This is a genomic window from Flavobacterium sp. FG19 (assembly GCF_057809475.1).
Map to the genome: position 1 here is coordinate 85,623 of NZ_JBMDKA010000009.1, position 14,222 is coordinate 99,844.

Annotated in this window: 13 protein-coding genes; 7 read left to right on the forward strand and 6 right to left on the reverse strand. The window is 35.6% G+C overall.

All coding sequences use genetic code 11. The annotated features are described in order from the left end of the window. Window positions 1-94 precede the first annotated feature (94 nt). The 3 genes from radC to ACODST_RS11065 are packed head-to-tail and all read left to right on the forward strand — an operon-like array spanning window position 95 to window position 2,221. Window positions 95-784: a RadC family protein gene (gene radC, locus ACODST_RS11055; protein WP_488932178.1), complete on the forward strand. Its 690-nt coding sequence runs from the start codon at window positions 95-97 to the stop codon at window positions 782-784. Between the two features lie 3 nt (window positions 785-787). Next, a complete protein-coding gene (locus tag ACODST_RS11060; RefSeq protein ID WP_488932179.1) occupies window positions 788-1,474 on the forward strand; it encodes a YjjG family noncanonical pyrimidine nucleotidase in 687 nt (228 codons plus the stop codon). 3 nt (window positions 1,475-1,477) lie between these two features. Next, the gene (locus tag ACODST_RS11065) at window positions 1,478-2,221 is read left to right on the forward strand and encodes a hypothetical protein (protein WP_488932180.1); all 744 of its coding nucleotides are present in this window, start codon (window positions 1,478-1,480) and stop codon (window positions 2,219-2,221) included. A 15-nt stretch (window positions 2,222-2,236) separates the two neighbouring features. On the opposite strand, the gene ACODST_RS11070 is transcribed toward ACODST_RS11065, so the two are convergent. Continuing rightward, window positions 2,237-3,514, reverse strand: a complete 1,278-nt coding sequence (locus ACODST_RS11070) for a replication-associated recombination protein A (protein WP_488932181.1) — start codon at window positions 3,512-3,514, stop codon at window positions 2,237-2,239. Between the two features lie 162 nt (window positions 3,515-3,676). Here ACODST_RS11070 and ACODST_RS11075 point away from each other — a divergent pair, with 162 nt between their 5' ends. Together ACODST_RS11075 and ACODST_RS11080 are read left to right on the forward strand one after the other, a co-directional pair. Beyond that, a complete protein-coding gene (locus ACODST_RS11075; RefSeq protein WP_488932182.1) occupies window positions 3,677-4,438 on the forward strand; it encodes a rhomboid family intramembrane serine protease in 762 nt (253 codons plus the stop codon). 69 nt (window positions 4,439-4,507) lie between these two features. Further along, window positions 4,508-5,008 carry a hypothetical protein gene (locus ACODST_RS11080; protein ID WP_488932183.1) on the forward strand — a complete coding sequence of 167 codons (501 nt, stop codon included), beginning with the start codon at window positions 4,508-4,510 and terminating at the stop codon, window positions 5,006-5,008. A 3-nt stretch (window positions 5,009-5,011) separates the two neighbouring features. Here ACODST_RS11080 and ACODST_RS11085 read toward each other — a convergent pair whose 3' ends face one another. From ACODST_RS11085 to ACODST_RS11105, 5 genes are all read right to left on the reverse strand, one after another. Then, a complete protein-coding gene (locus tag ACODST_RS11085; protein ID WP_488932184.1) occupies window positions 5,012-5,812 on the reverse strand; it encodes a DUF2490 domain-containing protein in 801 nt (266 codons plus the stop codon). 42 nt (window positions 5,813-5,854) lie between these two features. Beyond that, window positions 5,855-6,589 (reverse strand): 23S rRNA (guanosine(2251)-2'-O)-methyltransferase RlmB, encoded by a 735-nt coding sequence (rlmB, locus tag ACODST_RS11090; RefSeq protein WP_488932185.1) that lies wholly within the window; start codon window positions 6,587-6,589, stop codon window positions 5,855-5,857. Between the two features lie 85 nt (window positions 6,590-6,674). Beyond that, window positions 6,675-8,117 (reverse strand): SusD/RagB family nutrient-binding outer membrane lipoprotein, encoded by a 1,443-nt coding sequence (locus ACODST_RS11095; protein WP_488932186.1) that lies wholly within the window; start codon window positions 8,115-8,117, stop codon window positions 6,675-6,677. A gap of 1 nt (window position 8,118) precedes the next feature. Continuing rightward, entirely contained in the window at window positions 8,119-11,358 is a 3,240-nt protein-coding gene (locus tag ACODST_RS11100) for a SusC/RagA family TonB-linked outer membrane protein (RefSeq protein WP_488932187.1), read from the reverse strand. An 84-nt stretch (window positions 11,359-11,442) separates the two neighbouring features. Continuing rightward, a complete protein-coding gene (locus tag ACODST_RS11105; protein WP_488932188.1) occupies window positions 11,443-13,146 on the reverse strand; it encodes a BamA/TamA family outer membrane protein in 1,704 nt (567 codons plus the stop codon). Window positions 13,147-13,329: 183 nt separating this feature from the next. Between ACODST_RS11105 and rpsL the strand changes: the two genes are divergently transcribed. Beyond that, the gene (rpsL, locus tag ACODST_RS11110; protein WP_007136570.1) at window positions 13,330-13,713 is read left to right on the forward strand and encodes a 30S ribosomal protein S12; all 384 of its coding nucleotides are present in this window, start codon (window positions 13,330-13,332) and stop codon (window positions 13,711-13,713) included. A gap of 24 nt (window positions 13,714-13,737) precedes the next feature. Continuing rightward, the gene (gene rpsG, locus ACODST_RS11115; RefSeq protein ID WP_012022493.1) at window positions 13,738-14,214 is read left to right on the forward strand and encodes a 30S ribosomal protein S7; all 477 of its coding nucleotides are present in this window, start codon (window positions 13,738-13,740) and stop codon (window positions 14,212-14,214) included. Window positions 14,215-14,222: the final 8 nt, after the last annotated feature.

Sequence of the window (14,222 nt, forward strand, 5' to 3'; positions counted from 1 at the left end):
CATATATTTATTGAGCGTTTTTTCTTATAATTTTATATATTCGTTTCGGAGAAATATCTGAAGCAGCTTCTTCATAACAAATAATTTATTTTAAATGGAAAACCAATACGTAGCTATCAGTAAATGGGCTCAGGATGACAGACCCCGTGAAAAATTAATCAGCAAAGGTAAAGAAGCTCTCAGTAATGCCGAATTGATTGCTATATTGATTGGCTCCGGCAGTCGAAAAGAGTCGGCTGTTGATTTAAGCAAGCGAATTCTGGCCAGCGCGGGGACCCTGAATTCTCTGGCAAAATTATCAGTTACACAATTAAAGCAATTTAAGGGGATAGGAGAGGCTAAAGCAGTTTCAATTGTTGCGGCGCTTGAGCTATCCCGGAGACGCAGGTCGGAAAAAGTGAATGAGAAGGAGATAATCACTTCCAGTAAAATGGTATATGAAGTGATGCAGCCTATTATCGGAGAATTGTCTCATGAAGAATTTTGGGTGCTTTTTCTTAATAATTCTAATGTTATCGTTTCTAAGTCCCAATTAAGTAAAGGAGGAATTGCCGGAACCGTGGTAGATGTCAGGCTGGTTTTTAAATTAGCGTTTGAAAATGGTGCTACCGGTTTGATTTTGTGCCACAATCACCCTTCCGGAGGATTGAAACCCAGTGATGCTGACAAGCAGATTACAAGAAAGCTGAAGGCAGCGGGAGAAAGCTTAGATGTTAAAGTTTTAGACCATTTGATTATAACTGAATCAAAATATTATAGTTTTGTAGATGAAGGAATTTTTTAATGTATGAATACTAATATCACAGACATTTTTTTTGATTTGGACCACACGCTTTGGGACTTCGATAAAAATTCAGAAATGGCATTTGACCGAATCTTTAAAACAAAATATCAGGAAGTTAAAATTGATGATTTTATAGAAAAATATATTCCTATTAATCAGGAATGCTGGAGATTGTATCAAAATGATCTCATTACACATCAGGAATTGCGTTACAACCGATTAAAGTTTTCATTCGACGCATTGAATTATGTTATTTCGGATGAAAATATTAATCAGATTGCAAATGATTATATCGAATTTCTTACCGATAACAATTATCTTTTTGACGGGGCGATTGAAGTTCTGGAATATCTGAAACCTAAGTACAGACTGCATATTATTACAAACGGTTTTGCGAATGTGCAGACCAGAAAAATTACTAATGCCTCACTTGAAGGTTATTTTAGTACCGTCACAAATTCAGAGTCGGCTGGTGTTAAGAAACCAAATAGTATTATCTTTGATTATGCGGTCAATTTGGCTCAGGCCTCAAAAGAAAGCAGTATTATGATTGGCGATGATCTTGATGCCGATATAAACGGAGCACTGAACGCGGGGTTAGATGCTATTTTTTTTAATGCAAAAAATATTGAGATATCCCAAAATTATAAACAAATTAATCATTTATTAGAACTTAAAAACTATTTATAAATCATGAAAATAAAAACTTTACTGGCTTTACTATTTTGTTCGGCTGTTGCATTTTCGCAATCTATTAACGATTATAAAGCGGTTATAATTCCGTTGAAATATGAATTTATGAAGTCTGAAAATCAATATCGTTTAGCAACCTTAACCAAATCTAATTTGCTGAAAGCGGGGTTTCAGGCCTATTATACAAATGAAGAAATACCTTCAGGATTTGACCGGTGCGATCTTTTGTATATCGATGTTAAAAGAGATAATGCTTTTTTAGTAACTAAACTTTTTGCTGAGTTTAAGGATTGTTATGGAAAAGTGATCTATACCTCAGAAACAGGAAAGAGCCGTGAGAAAGAATACGAAACAGCTTATAAAGAGAGTCTTGATAATGCTTTTACCTCGGTTATTGCCCAGCACTATAAATATAACGGAAAAACAGCTGCGTCTTCTAAAGCAGCACCGGTAAGTGCGCCAACAGCAGCCACAGCAGCAGTTGCAGCACCTGTACAGGCGGTAACAACAGTTGATGTTTCGGATCCGAATTTATTATATGCGCAGCCAACAGAAAACGGTTTCCAGTTAATTGATAAAACACCAAAAGTGGTAATGAAGTTGTTAAAAACATCAAGACCGGATTCTTTCATAGCAATTAAAGATGGTATTCAGGGCTCACTGAATGCAAAAGACAATCAGTGGTACTTTGAGTATTACCAAAACGATAAATTAATTTCTGAAAAAGTTTCTGTGAAATTCTAAAATAACAAATACGGTTTAATAACCGTATTTATCTTTCCAGCGGTTCTTTAAAAATTCGCGGTTGCTGTTCTCTCTTGAATTGCTTCCCGGATTGTAAAGAACCGTTTCTTTTATGGCATCTGGTAAAAATTCCTGCTCGGCAAAATTATTGGCGTAATTGTGGGAATATTTATAATCTTCTCCATAACCCAATTCCTTCATAAGTTTGGTAGGGGCGTTCCGTAAATGAATCGGTACCGGAAGATCACCGGTTTGTTTTACTAATTGCTGTGCATTTCCTATAGCCATATAGGAGGCATTGCTTTTTGGAGAGGTTGCGAGGTAAATGGCACATTGGCTCAAAATGATCCGGCTTTCGGGATATCCTATAGTCGATACAGCCTGAAAAGTATTATTAGCCATAATAAAAGCAGTTGGATTGGCATTTCCTATATCTTCACTGGATAAAATGAGCATTCTTCTGGCAATAAATTTTACATCTTCACCGCCTTCGATCATTCGGGCAAGCCAGTAAACAGCCCCATTAGGATCGCTTCCTCTAATCGATTTTATGAAAGCGGAAACAATGTCATAATGTTGTTCTCCGGTTTTATCATAGAGAACGGTGTTTTGCTGTACAAGCTCCAAAACACGATCATTGGTTATGATTATCTGGTCGTTTGGAGAAGCATTAACGACCAGTTCAAAGATGTTGAGTAATTTTCTGCCGTCTCCGCCAGAAAGTCTTAATAAGGCTTCTGTTTCCTTTAAGGTTATGTTTTTGGATGATAATTCTACATCAATTTTCATTGCCCTGTATAGCAGAGCTTCGAGATCATCTTTTGTAAAGGCATTTAATACATATACCTGACATCTTGATAATAATGCGGGAATGACTTCAAAACTTGGGTTTTCAGTTGTTGCCCCAACAAGTGTAATCCATCCTTTTTCGACAGCAGCCAAAAGAGAGTCTTGCTGTGATTTACTGAAACGATGAATCTCGTCGATAAACAGGATTGGGTTTTTAGCGGTAAAAAGCCCTCCGCTTTGTTTGGCTTTTTCAATAACGTCCCTAATATCTTTAACTCCTGAATTTATAGCACTTAACTCATAAAAAGGACGTTTGGATTCCTGAGCAATTATCTGGGCCAAAGTTGTTTTTCCGGTTCCCGGCGGTCCCCAAAAAATTAACGAAGGAATTATTCCTCTTGAAATTTGTTGTGTCAGAGAACCGTTTGGACCTACTAAGTGGCTTTGACTTACATAATCTTCTAATTTCTGTGGGCGAATACGCTCGGCTAAAGGTGCTTCCATTTTGTAAAATTACTATTTTCAGAATTAAGTTTTCAATATCAGAATAAGATATGACCGGTGCATTTAAATATTTAACATATAATGCTGCAGCTGACAAATTATCAGTATAAATGGTTTGGATAGTTTTTTGATGTTTCATGATCCAATAAAACGATACATTTTATGAATGATAATGACTTCAAATTTTCGAATGCGGTAATTGGACTTCCTGTATTTTTTGTTCTCCTATTATGGATTGTTTACTGGATGCAGATACGCTTTGATTTTGATTTTTACCGTAACGGAATTTATCCAAGGGATTTTTCGGGTCTGCAGGGTGTTTTGTTTAGTCCCTTTATTCATGAAAATTTAGAACACTTATATAATAACTCAATTCCGCTTTTGGTTTTACTGGCGGCACTTCAGTATTTTTATTCTAAACAGACCGCAGCAGTTATAGGGTTTGGAATATTGTTCTCGGGATTAATAACCTGGGTTATTGGCAGGGAGAATTTTCATATTGGAGCCAGCGGGCTTATTTATGTTTTGGTCAGTTTTATATTTTTTAAAGGAATACAGACCCGGTATTATCGTTTGGTAGCTCTTTCTCTTTCTGTCGTATTAATTTACGGTGGAATGATCTGGTATGTTTTTCCCGAAGCAGATCCTTCTATTTCCTGGGAAGGCCATCTGGGAGGGTTTATTACCGGGTTTGGGCTGTCATTGTATTATAAAACGCCCGAATATGTTAAGCCAATTGTGTATGATTGGCAGAGACCTGATTTTAATCCTCAGGAGGATCCTTTTATGAAACATTTTGATGAGAATGGCAATTTTGTGAATTCTGAGATTAGTATAGAGGAGGAGGAAACAGAACCTTATTTTAATTCAAATATTGTAGTGAATTACATTATAACTAAGTCAGAATCAGAAGATAAAGAGTAATGCAGCCGCTGGCTTTTGATTAAAATGCGTAATTTTGTTAATGAACATTTAATTCGATCAGTTTAAATCATGAAAAAGATTCTTTTGACCGTTTTTTTAGTTTTAATAGGTATTGAGTCTTATGCTCAGTGCGATGTAAAGAACAGAGTGCTTGGAGATGGTTCTATGGTATATTATTTTGACCCTGCTGTTTTCTATACCACAAAATCGAAATCTTTAAAAATTAATATTGTAACCGATAAAGAAAATTATTTTGTTGCGCTTCAGCCTACACCATTTCCTGAAAAGAAAACCGGAAAAAAAATCACAGATGATCTGGTCATTCGGCTAAGTAATAATACGGAGTATAAGCTGGAGCATTATGATACCCAGTATTTACAAAATGATTCTGTTATGCAGGTTTTATATTTAATTGATAAAAAAAATATAGAAGACTTCTCTCAATTTGAAGCTGTTGTTGCAAAAATTAACATGAAAGGAACGGAATTTATGCGTGATTACAATTTTAAACTGCACAAAGATGCTATCATAAAACAGTTAGCCTGTTTTTTAAAAAAAGAGGAGAAATAACCACTAGTCATCAGTGATGCTTTCATTTTTGTGAAGCAGTTTTTTGTTTAGGTTCCTGAAAAGATTATTAAAATTAAGTGTCAAAGAGGCAGCATTAACAACCTGATTCTGATTATCTCTGGGAAGATATTCATTGGCGTAAGTTACTTCAATTTGAATATCGTCAGTAAATAGATAGCCGGCTCCAATATTAAATCGGTTTCGGTCAAAGAAACTCAGTCCGGTAACTTTTGTTCCTGACTTAAAAAAGAGTTCGTCAGATACTACTGCATAGACCACTCCCGACCGAAGTACTTTACTGTTTAAAGGTTTTAGATATTTAATCTGCTGGCGATAGCGGATTACGTTTTCATAGGTGTCGTCTTCGTTTTTCATATGGCGAAGCTCGGCTCTCATTCGGGTACTGAGCGTGTAGCCGGTTTTATGAAAATAATAAATTCCCTGAAGTGCAAACCGCCATTCGGGAGATTCAAACTGACCAATTTCGGGTACGTCTTTATTGTTAAAATAAGCAAGAAATGAGGAAAGTTTCCAGCGGGGTGAGGCATAATAATGTCCCCAGGCTCTAAAAGATCTCTGAGTGTTTTGTTCAAAGAGGTTAGGAGACGATTCGGTACTGCTGTAACTTGTCCCGATATTGAGCTCCGCAGACCATTTTTCGTTTATGGTTCTGTTAAACTGAACTTCTCCCCAGAATTGATTGTAGTGTATGGTCTGTCCATAGCCCATACTTGTAAGCAGCAATGTTACAAGTAATGGGTTTATCTTTTTAATTAGTAAGTTATGATTAGGTTTAAAAGACATAAAATGGAGTATTTATTTGTCATTCCTAATTCGCAATACTATTTAATTTCTCTGGCGAACAGTTTCGTATAAAAATGCCCCGCAGGCTACTGATACGTTTAAAGATCCTATTGATCCAAACATGGGCAGTTTGGCTTTCTCGTCTACAATTTTAAGCACAGACGGATTGATTCCCCTGTCTTCTGACCCCATTATAATTGCCAGCGGCTCATTTAAATTTAAATCATAAATGTTCTGGTCTGTTTTTTCGGTTGCAGCAATTGTTTTTATTCCTGATCCCTGAAGATAGAATAGGGCATCTTTGATATGCTCTACTTTACAGATAGGCACATTAAATACAGCCCCGGCAGATGTTTTTACTGTATCGCCATTTACGGGAGCAGAACCTGCTTTTTGAACAATTATTCCGTTTACTCCTGTACATTCTGCAGTTCTGATTATGGCACCAAAATTTCGGGCATCTGAGATTTGATCCAAAATCAAAAATAAAGGTTTGGAACCGGAAGCGATTGTTGATTCCACAAGATGTTCCAAATCAATAAAACCAATAGGAGAAATAGTAGCAACCGCACCCTGATGATTATTTGGAGTAAGACGGTTTAGTTTTTCTACCGGAACATAAGAAAAGTTAATGTTGGCACGTTTCATTACCTTCATCAGGTCTTTCATTAATTCTCCCGAAATGTCTTTTTGTATAAAGACTTTGTCAACTTCCTGACCAGCCTGAATTGCTTCTATGATGGCTCTTATGCCAAATATTTGATGTTCTTTTTCCATGAAACAAATATAGTTATAATGTTGTTATAAAAAAAAACCACCCCGAATGAACGGGATGGCTTTTAGGTTTTATTTTAGGATGATATTAGTTTACATCCCAGAATACGTGAACTTTTAATTTGTTTCCACCAATGGCAGCTGAAGCAGCAACCCAGTTTGCGTTGTTTACTGTTTGCTCATTGATTGGGTAAGTGTAACGTTTTGGAATTTCGCCTTCAGCAGCCGCAACAGCATTTGCAGGAGCTACTAAAGCAGGGAAATCTAATCTTCTGTAAGAGTTCCAAGATTCCATTGGTCTGTTAAAGAAAGCAATCCAGGCTTGTCTACCAATTTTTTCTTTATAAGTTGCTCCAGGAGCAGTAGCATAAGCTACATCTGTTTTAGCTAAGTAAGCAGTAGCTTCACTTGCAATTCCCCAGTTTTCGAAAGAAGCTGTGATTGCACGGTTATAGTAGTATGCAGCAGTGTTTCCAACAGCAAATCCTCTTGCAGCAGCTTCTGCTAAGTAGAAGTTAGCTTCTGTTGCTTCAGCAAGTAAAGCAGGGAAATCAGCAGCTACTAATTTATCACCAATATGAGAGAAGTTTGCATATAAGTTAGTTGGTCCGTTAAGACCTCCTTTATAAGTACCATCTGCCATTGGAGTAAAGTATACCGCTCTTCTTGGATCAGCTAATGTATTCATGTCGTTAACGATAGTTTCAGAAGCAACGAAATCGTTACGGTTACTAGCTACTAAGTTAGCATAAATAGGGTTGTACATTGGAGCAGCTCCAGGATAGTCGAAAGATGCATTTTGAGTATTGTTTAAAATAACTCCTGCAGCGTAAGCGCTTTCAACTGTACTTTTAGCTAATGCAGCATTAACATCAGCTAAGTTTAAACCGATTTTAAGTTTAATAGTGTTTGCGAAAATTTTCCATTTTGCAACATCACCACCATAAATGAAATCTGCAGAACCAAATGAACCAGCGCTAGTGTCTAATGCAGCGATAGCAGCATCTAATCTCGTGATTAATTTTGGATAAATCGCAGCATCATCTTCGTATTTAGGTAAAATTACTTCTTTCACTTTTAAAGCATCAGTGTAAGGAACATCACCAAAAGAGTCAACTAAAATTTGAAAAGTATATACCTGAAGGATCTCGATTACAGCAGTTTTGTTTTTAACCACTTTAGCATCACCACCTTCTGTCTGAAGTACTTCTTTAGAAGTTTGGAGATTACCTAAAGTAGTTCTGTACAAAGCATTCCAGTGATTGTCTCCAATTCTTCTAGTTACGATGTTAAATCTTGCTTCGGTATTGTATTGAGTAGCAGCCCAGTATTGAGATGCATATCTAAGCATACTTTGGTTCACACTTGGGGTAACCAATTGATCTGTTAACGCTTTTTGAGCATTTGTAAATAGCGTCTCAGAAGGCACGTCGTATGATTTATCCTTATCATCATTATATGTTGGATCATCACTTACACAGCTTGTCATAAATAATGACAAAAAGGTTATTGAGAGGATTAATTTTTTCATCTTAGAAAGTAGCTTTAATATTAAATGAGTATACTTTTGTTGTTGGCATCACACCTGATTGGAAACCTTGTACGTTTCCAGATGATTGTCCAGCTTCAGGGTCAGCATACGGTAAATTTTTGTGAATAATCCAAAGATTATTTCCTAATAAACTAAATGATAATGATTTAGCCATAGTTTTGTCTAAAAGTTTAGATGGTACATTGTAGGTGAAACCAACTTCTCTTAGTTTTACGTAAGATGCGTCGTAGATGAATTTTTTGTTTGGTTCAACTTCCACACCAAAACCAGCTCCTACATAATCAGCTGCAATTCTTGATTGGTTTGGAGTCCCATCTGCATAAACTCCGTCAAGGATAATACCTCCACTGTTAGCTCCGGTAGTTAAAGGGTTTCTTATAGGGTTTCCTAAGTCGTTAAGACCAGCAGTTTCTGGGTAAAGACCTGTATATTGTCCATAGGCCTGATCCAGAGAGTAAACACTTCCTCCTTTTTTCATGTCGATTAAGAAGTTCAAAGAGAAGTCTTTGTAAGTAAGTCTGTTTGATATACCTCCAATCCAGTCAGCCTGAATGTTTCCAATAACTTTATCACTAGCCATTAAGTAGTAACCATTTTCGTCAACTGTTTTGTTTCCGTTAGCATCATATACATAATCTGTACCTCTCATAGTACCGTATGGCTGACCTACAGTTGCATTTAAAGATACACCACCCTGCCAAGATGCAAGTTGTAAGTTATCTCTTCCCTGGTTCAAAGAAACAACTTTGTTTCTGTTTTTAGACCAGTTTACACCAACTTGCCACTCAAAGTCCTGAGTTTTAACCGGTGATCCAAATAAAGATACCTCTACACCATTGTTTTGCATTTCTCCAGCATTAATTTGTGAAGTGGCAAAACCTGTAGATGTTGATTGTGGTACGTTGAAAATTTGATCTGTAGTGTTAGATTGGTAAACAGATACATCAAAACTTAATCTGTTTTTGAACATAGCTGCTTCAATACCAAACTCCCAGCTTTTTAATTTTTCAGATCGTAAATCTTTAAAACTTACAAAAGTAGAGTTGTTAGAGAACATTAAGTTTCCGTCAATTAACCCGTTGTTGATTTTCCATCCAAGTAAACCAGCAGCAGGGTCGTTACCTACAACTGCGTAGTTAGCTCTAAGTTTTAAGTTGTTTAACCAGTCTTGTTTTAACAATTCAGATGCGATAAAACTAGTTCCAAGTGACCAATAATCATATTTATTGTTGCTTTGTGGTAAAGCAGTAGACTGATCTCTTCTGTATGAACCTTCAACAAAAACGATTCTGTTATAGTCGATAGAACCCTGAGTATAAAGACCTAATTTGTTGTAATTGATTTCTTGCTCTAGTGGAGCAACAAATGACATTGAATTCGCTAATGTAAACAATCCAGGAGCTACTAAACCTCCAGTTGTAGATCCATTAAATGAATCTGTATGAGCTTTGATAAAAGTTGATCCGGCTAAAACTTTTGCTGAAACTTTTTCAGATATTTTTAGATCGTAAGTAGCAATGAAATCGTAAGTTGTCTGCAAGAAACTTCTTGTGTATAATTCGTATCCTGAAGTTTCATCCAGTGCTTGTAAACCAAACTCTTCAGCGTGGCTTCCTTTTTCTTTTCTTAGTTCTTGTCTGTCGTTAGAGGTGTCTATAGTAACACGTCCTAAAAGATTGAAATCTTTAGTTACATCATAAGATAGGTTGGCACCTGCCAATAATCTTGTTCTGTCGTCAGAAGAGTAGTTTTTGTAACGATCGAAGTATGGGTTGTTCCAGTAGGCAGGAGAGTAATCACCTTCTAATGGACTGTTCATGTTCCAGGTGATGTTTTGGTGATTTCTGTTGTATTCTTGTTTTAATTCGTTGATGTCAACGTTAGTCTGCCACCATTGTCTGAAACCTGTTAAAATGTTGTCTCCATAACCAGTACTGTTTCTACCTACTGTACTTTGGTCAGAGAAAGTAAAGAACGCTGTTGTTCTTAATTTATCAGATAAATTTCTTGTAAAGCTACCATTAAGGATGTTTCTGTTTAATCTACTGTTAGGAAGAATACCAGATTCATTATTGTTAGTGTAGCTGAAGTTGTAAGATCCTTTTTCATCTCCACCGCTTAAACCAATGTTGTTTACAGTGCTGAAAGATTTCTGGAAGAATCTTCCAGGATCATTAGCAGCTGCAACCCATGGAGTAGCTTTACCGTAGTTAGCATTTCCTGGAGCGAAAGCATTCCATTGAAATACATTTAAACTAGGGTCAAAAGCATTACCATAAGATGAATCGGCAGTCATATCTACAACCTGATCAGGGATTCCGTCTCCATTAGCATCTGCAGTGTAAAAACTGTCATTTGCTCCTGTATAACCATTAGCTCCGTATCCTTTTTGGTATTTGATAAAAGTATCTTTGTCATAACTTCCCATAGAAGTTGTTGAGCTGAAACTTACACCTAGTGCGCTGTTTTTCTTACCTTTTTTAGTAGTAATCATGATCGCACCATTCGCAGCCTGGCTACCATATAATGCAGTTGCAGCAGCTCCTTTAAGTACAGTAATTGACTCAATGTTGTTTGGATCAATATCTGAAGCTGAGTTACCAAAGTCAAAACCTTGTCTTCCGTTCTTTGCTGATGCAGAGTTTAAGTTGTCATTACTAATAGCAACACCATCAACAACCATTAAAGCCTGGTTGTTTCCAGTTAAACTTTTAGATCCACGTAATACAATGTTTGTAGAACCACCAAAGTTAGAGTTTGTTTTAACCTCTAAACCGGCAACTTTTCCTGATAAGTTGTTTAGGAAGTTGTTTGTTGGTGTTGAGTTAACTGTTTTTTCATCCAATTTTTGTGATGAATAACCTAAAGATTTTTTCTCTCTTTTAATACCTAAAGCGGTTGTTACTACAACTGCTTCTAGTTCCTGAGCATCACCTGATAGTTTTACGTTAACTACAGATGAACTTGCAGCTACTTCCTGAGTTTTCATCCCAATGTAGCTAAATACCAAAACTTGGCTTGTTGATGCTTTGATAGTGAACTTACCATCAAAATCGGTTTGCGTTCCAGATTTTGTTCCTTTAACTAATACACTAACACCTGGTAAAGGCATTCCTGCATTGTCAGAAACTGTTCCTGAAACAGCTCTTTCTTGCGCAAAAGAAAGTTGCGCAACTAGTACTAATAAAAGTACTAAGAATCCATTGAACTTTAGTTTCATTTTTAAATATTTTGAATTAGTATCGCAAAACTCTTAATAATTTGTTAACTTTCCTAGTAAAATATTTTTTTTTTTCGTTAAAGGTCAAAATTTAACATTATAACATATGTTTATGATAGTGTTATATAATTGTAATTCCTGAGTTTTATTTGCTCCGTTAGTAAGATTAATATTGATTATTCCATTTGGCGTCTGAATGGTTGTTCCAATTCCGATTCCTATTAATTTTTTTATTCTGTCCGGGTCGGGAAGGCTTGTTTTGTCTTGGTATAAGCCATAATCGAGAATAGAATTTATATAAAGATTGGAGGAGACAATGTATCGGTATTCTGTAAGAACGCTGCTTGTAAAATTTGCCTGAAGACTGTTTTCTAAAAATCCCCGAATTGATTTCATTCCTCCAAATCGAAATAGTTCATTAGAAATGTAGTTTTTACTTTGCAAATAAAAATTTTGTGAATTTATGTTAATATAATTTTTGTCGTTAAGCTTAAAATTATACCCCGCCATTACGTTTATGTAAAATTGATTACTTGATCCGGCTGTTTCTTCATCATTGTTGGTGCTTCTTTTTCCTATTCCTGTTGTGGAATTTATAAAAGCTTTTTTCGGCATTAAACTATTGTCGGTGTCTGATTTTTTATATTCATAAGCTGCTGTCAGATAAGAATTGTTGAAGTCACTTAATGTTGCGTTATTGGTGTTTTGAATATCGCTTGATTCAGTTGACTGATAGCCGAGATAGATTTTTGAATTATAGTTTAGATAATATCCTAAATCAACAGAGGTTTTGGTGTTTTGAAAAGTGCTGTCCTGTTTAAAGATGTTTAGCTGGGCTTTTATTCCAAGAGGTGAATTAAAAATGTAGGGTATTTCTAGTTTGGCGTTGAAAGTTTTTTGCTGGTTTCCGTCACTTTTCCAATAAAGAGAGAATTGTTCTCCTGCATGAAGTGTGTTGACAAGCGAAACATCTAAATAACCATTGAGAGTTACTTTTTTGTTTTCATCGTTTGAGAATCCTATGAAGCCGTCAAAAGTGTTTGCTTTTCTTTTTTCTATGTAGGTATATATTTTGGTGGAATCATTTGTGAATAATATTTCCGGATATTTAGTCTGGGAAATAAATTCATAATTGTTCAGGTCGTTATACAGCTCTTTGGTGATGTCCTGGTTAAAGGTTTTTTTTAAGTATTTTTTGTTGAGTTGTTTGAGGTGGCTTTTTGGAAAAAAAATGTCTTTACCAGAATTTGTGTAATTTATAATAATGGAATTTACACTTCGTTTTTTTTCGGATTTAAAATTTAAGTCGGCATAAATTATCGAATTCTTTCTTTGGATGTTTTCAAGTTTGATTTTGCTTAAGGCAAATCCTGCTTTTTCGGCCTGAACTATTTTTGTGTTTAAATAATTCTCAATTTGATTGTAGGGTATAATTATAGTGTCATTTTTTGTTTTTTCTGATTCGAAAAAAAAACGATTTATACCTATATATATATGTATGTATTTTGTTTTCTTGTTTAAGTGGAGGGTAGTGGTATAAGAGCTGTCGTTTATTTGTTTGATTTCCAGTGTTTTGTTGTCGATGTATCCTTCTTTTGAAAGTTTTTTTGAAGTGTTTTCAATTTCGTTCAGAAGTGATTTTGTATTGGGGTGAATTGAGTTGTATTTTAATGAATCGATGATTCTGGTTTGATTGATATCTGAACCGTTTATTTTTAGGTAAAAATTCTGGGTATAAGCTGAAAAGCTTATTAGTAGAAAAAAAAATGTTTGAATAAGGGGTTTCAAATGATATCGGTTTTGTGTAATTAAGCGTAATGCAAATATCTATCGTTTGTTTGTAAAAACATACAATTAAATAATGTTGTTGAAAATTAATAGATTAACGTTTGTATAGTGAAATTTATTTTATACATTTGCAACCCCGTAAAAAGCGGGAATTTAATATCATATTAATTTTTAGTATTAATTATGCCAACAATTCAACAATTAGTAAGAACAGGAAGAACTCAGATAACTAAGAAGAGTAAATCGGTTGCTTTAGATTCTTGTCCTCAAAGAAGAGGGGTTTGTACGCGTGTTTACACTACTACACCAAAAAAACCAAACTCTGCAATGCGTAAAGTTGCGCGTGTGCGTTTGACAAATGGTAATGAGGTGAATGCTTACATCCCTGGAGAAGGACACAATCTGCAAGAGCACTCGATAGTATTAGTTAGAGGCGGAAGGGTAAAAGATTTACCAGGTGTTAGATATCACATCGTTCGTGGAGCGCTTGATACGTCAGGTGTTGCAGGAAGAACGCAAAGAAGATCTAAGTACGGTGCTAAACGCCCAAAAGAAGCAAAAAAGTAATTTAAAAACTTTTAAGAAAAAGACATGAGAAAAAGAGCGGCAAAGAAAAGACCACTTTTACCGGATCCAAGATTTAACGATCAGCTGGTTACGCGTTTTGTAAACAACTTAATGTGGGATGGTAAGAAATCTACAGCTTTTAAAGTATTTTATGATGCAATTGATATCATTGAAACTAAAAAGCAAAATGATGAGAAAACTTCATTAGAAATTTGGAAAGATGCATTAACTAATGTTATGCCTCACGTAGAAGTACGCAGCCGTAGAGTTGGTGGAGCTACATTCCAGATCCCAATGCAAATTCGTCCGGACAGAAAAATTTCTATGGCTATGAAGTGGTTGATACTTTATGCTAGAAGAAGAAATGAAAAATCTATGGCGCAGCGTTTAGCTTCAGAATGTTTAGCTGCTGCTAAAGAAGAAGGTGCTGCGGTTAAGAAAAGAATGGATACTCACAAAATGGCAGAGGCTAACAAAGCATTCTCTCACTTTAGATTTTAATTCGTAAA

Bases quoted from the DNA above. Each gene is read 5' to 3' on its own strand.
- radC (WP_488932178.1), top strand. From the start codon at position 95: ATGGAAAACCAATACGTAGCTATCAGTAAATGGGCTCAGGATGACAGA.
- ACODST_RS11060 (WP_488932179.1), top strand. From the start codon at position 788: ATGAATACTAATATCACAGACATTTTTTTTGATTTGGACCACACGCTT.
- ACODST_RS11065 (WP_488932180.1), top strand. From the start codon at position 1,478: ATGAAAATAAAAACTTTACTGGCTTTACTATTTTGTTCGGCTGTTGCA.
- ACODST_RS11070 (WP_488932181.1), bottom strand. From the start codon at position 3,514: ATGGAAGCACCTTTAGCCGAGCGTATTCGCCCACAGAAATTAGAAGAT.
- ACODST_RS11075 (WP_488932182.1), top strand. From the start codon at position 3,677: ATGAATGATAATGACTTCAAATTTTCGAATGCGGTAATTGGACTTCCT.
- ACODST_RS11080 (WP_488932183.1), top strand. From the start codon at position 4,508: ATGAAAAAGATTCTTTTGACCGTTTTTTTAGTTTTAATAGGTATTGAG.
- ACODST_RS11085 (WP_488932184.1), bottom strand. From the start codon at position 5,812: ATGTCTTTTAAACCTAATCATAACTTACTAATTAAAAAGATAAACCCA.
- rlmB (WP_488932185.1), bottom strand. From the start codon at position 6,589: ATGGAAAAAGAACATCAAATATTTGGCATAAGAGCCATCATAGAAGCA.
- ACODST_RS11095 (WP_488932186.1), bottom strand. From the start codon at position 8,117: ATGAAAAAATTAATCCTCTCAATAACCTTTTTGTCATTATTTATGACA.
- ACODST_RS11100 (WP_488932187.1), bottom strand. From the start codon at position 11,358: ATGAAACTAAAGTTCAATGGATTCTTAGTACTTTTATTAGTACTAGTT.
- rpsL (WP_007136570.1), top strand. From the start codon at position 13,330: ATGCCAACAATTCAACAATTAGTAAGAACAGGAAGAACTCAGATAACT.
- rpsG (WP_012022493.1), top strand. From the start codon at position 13,738: ATGAGAAAAAGAGCGGCAAAGAAAAGACCACTTTTACCGGATCCAAGA.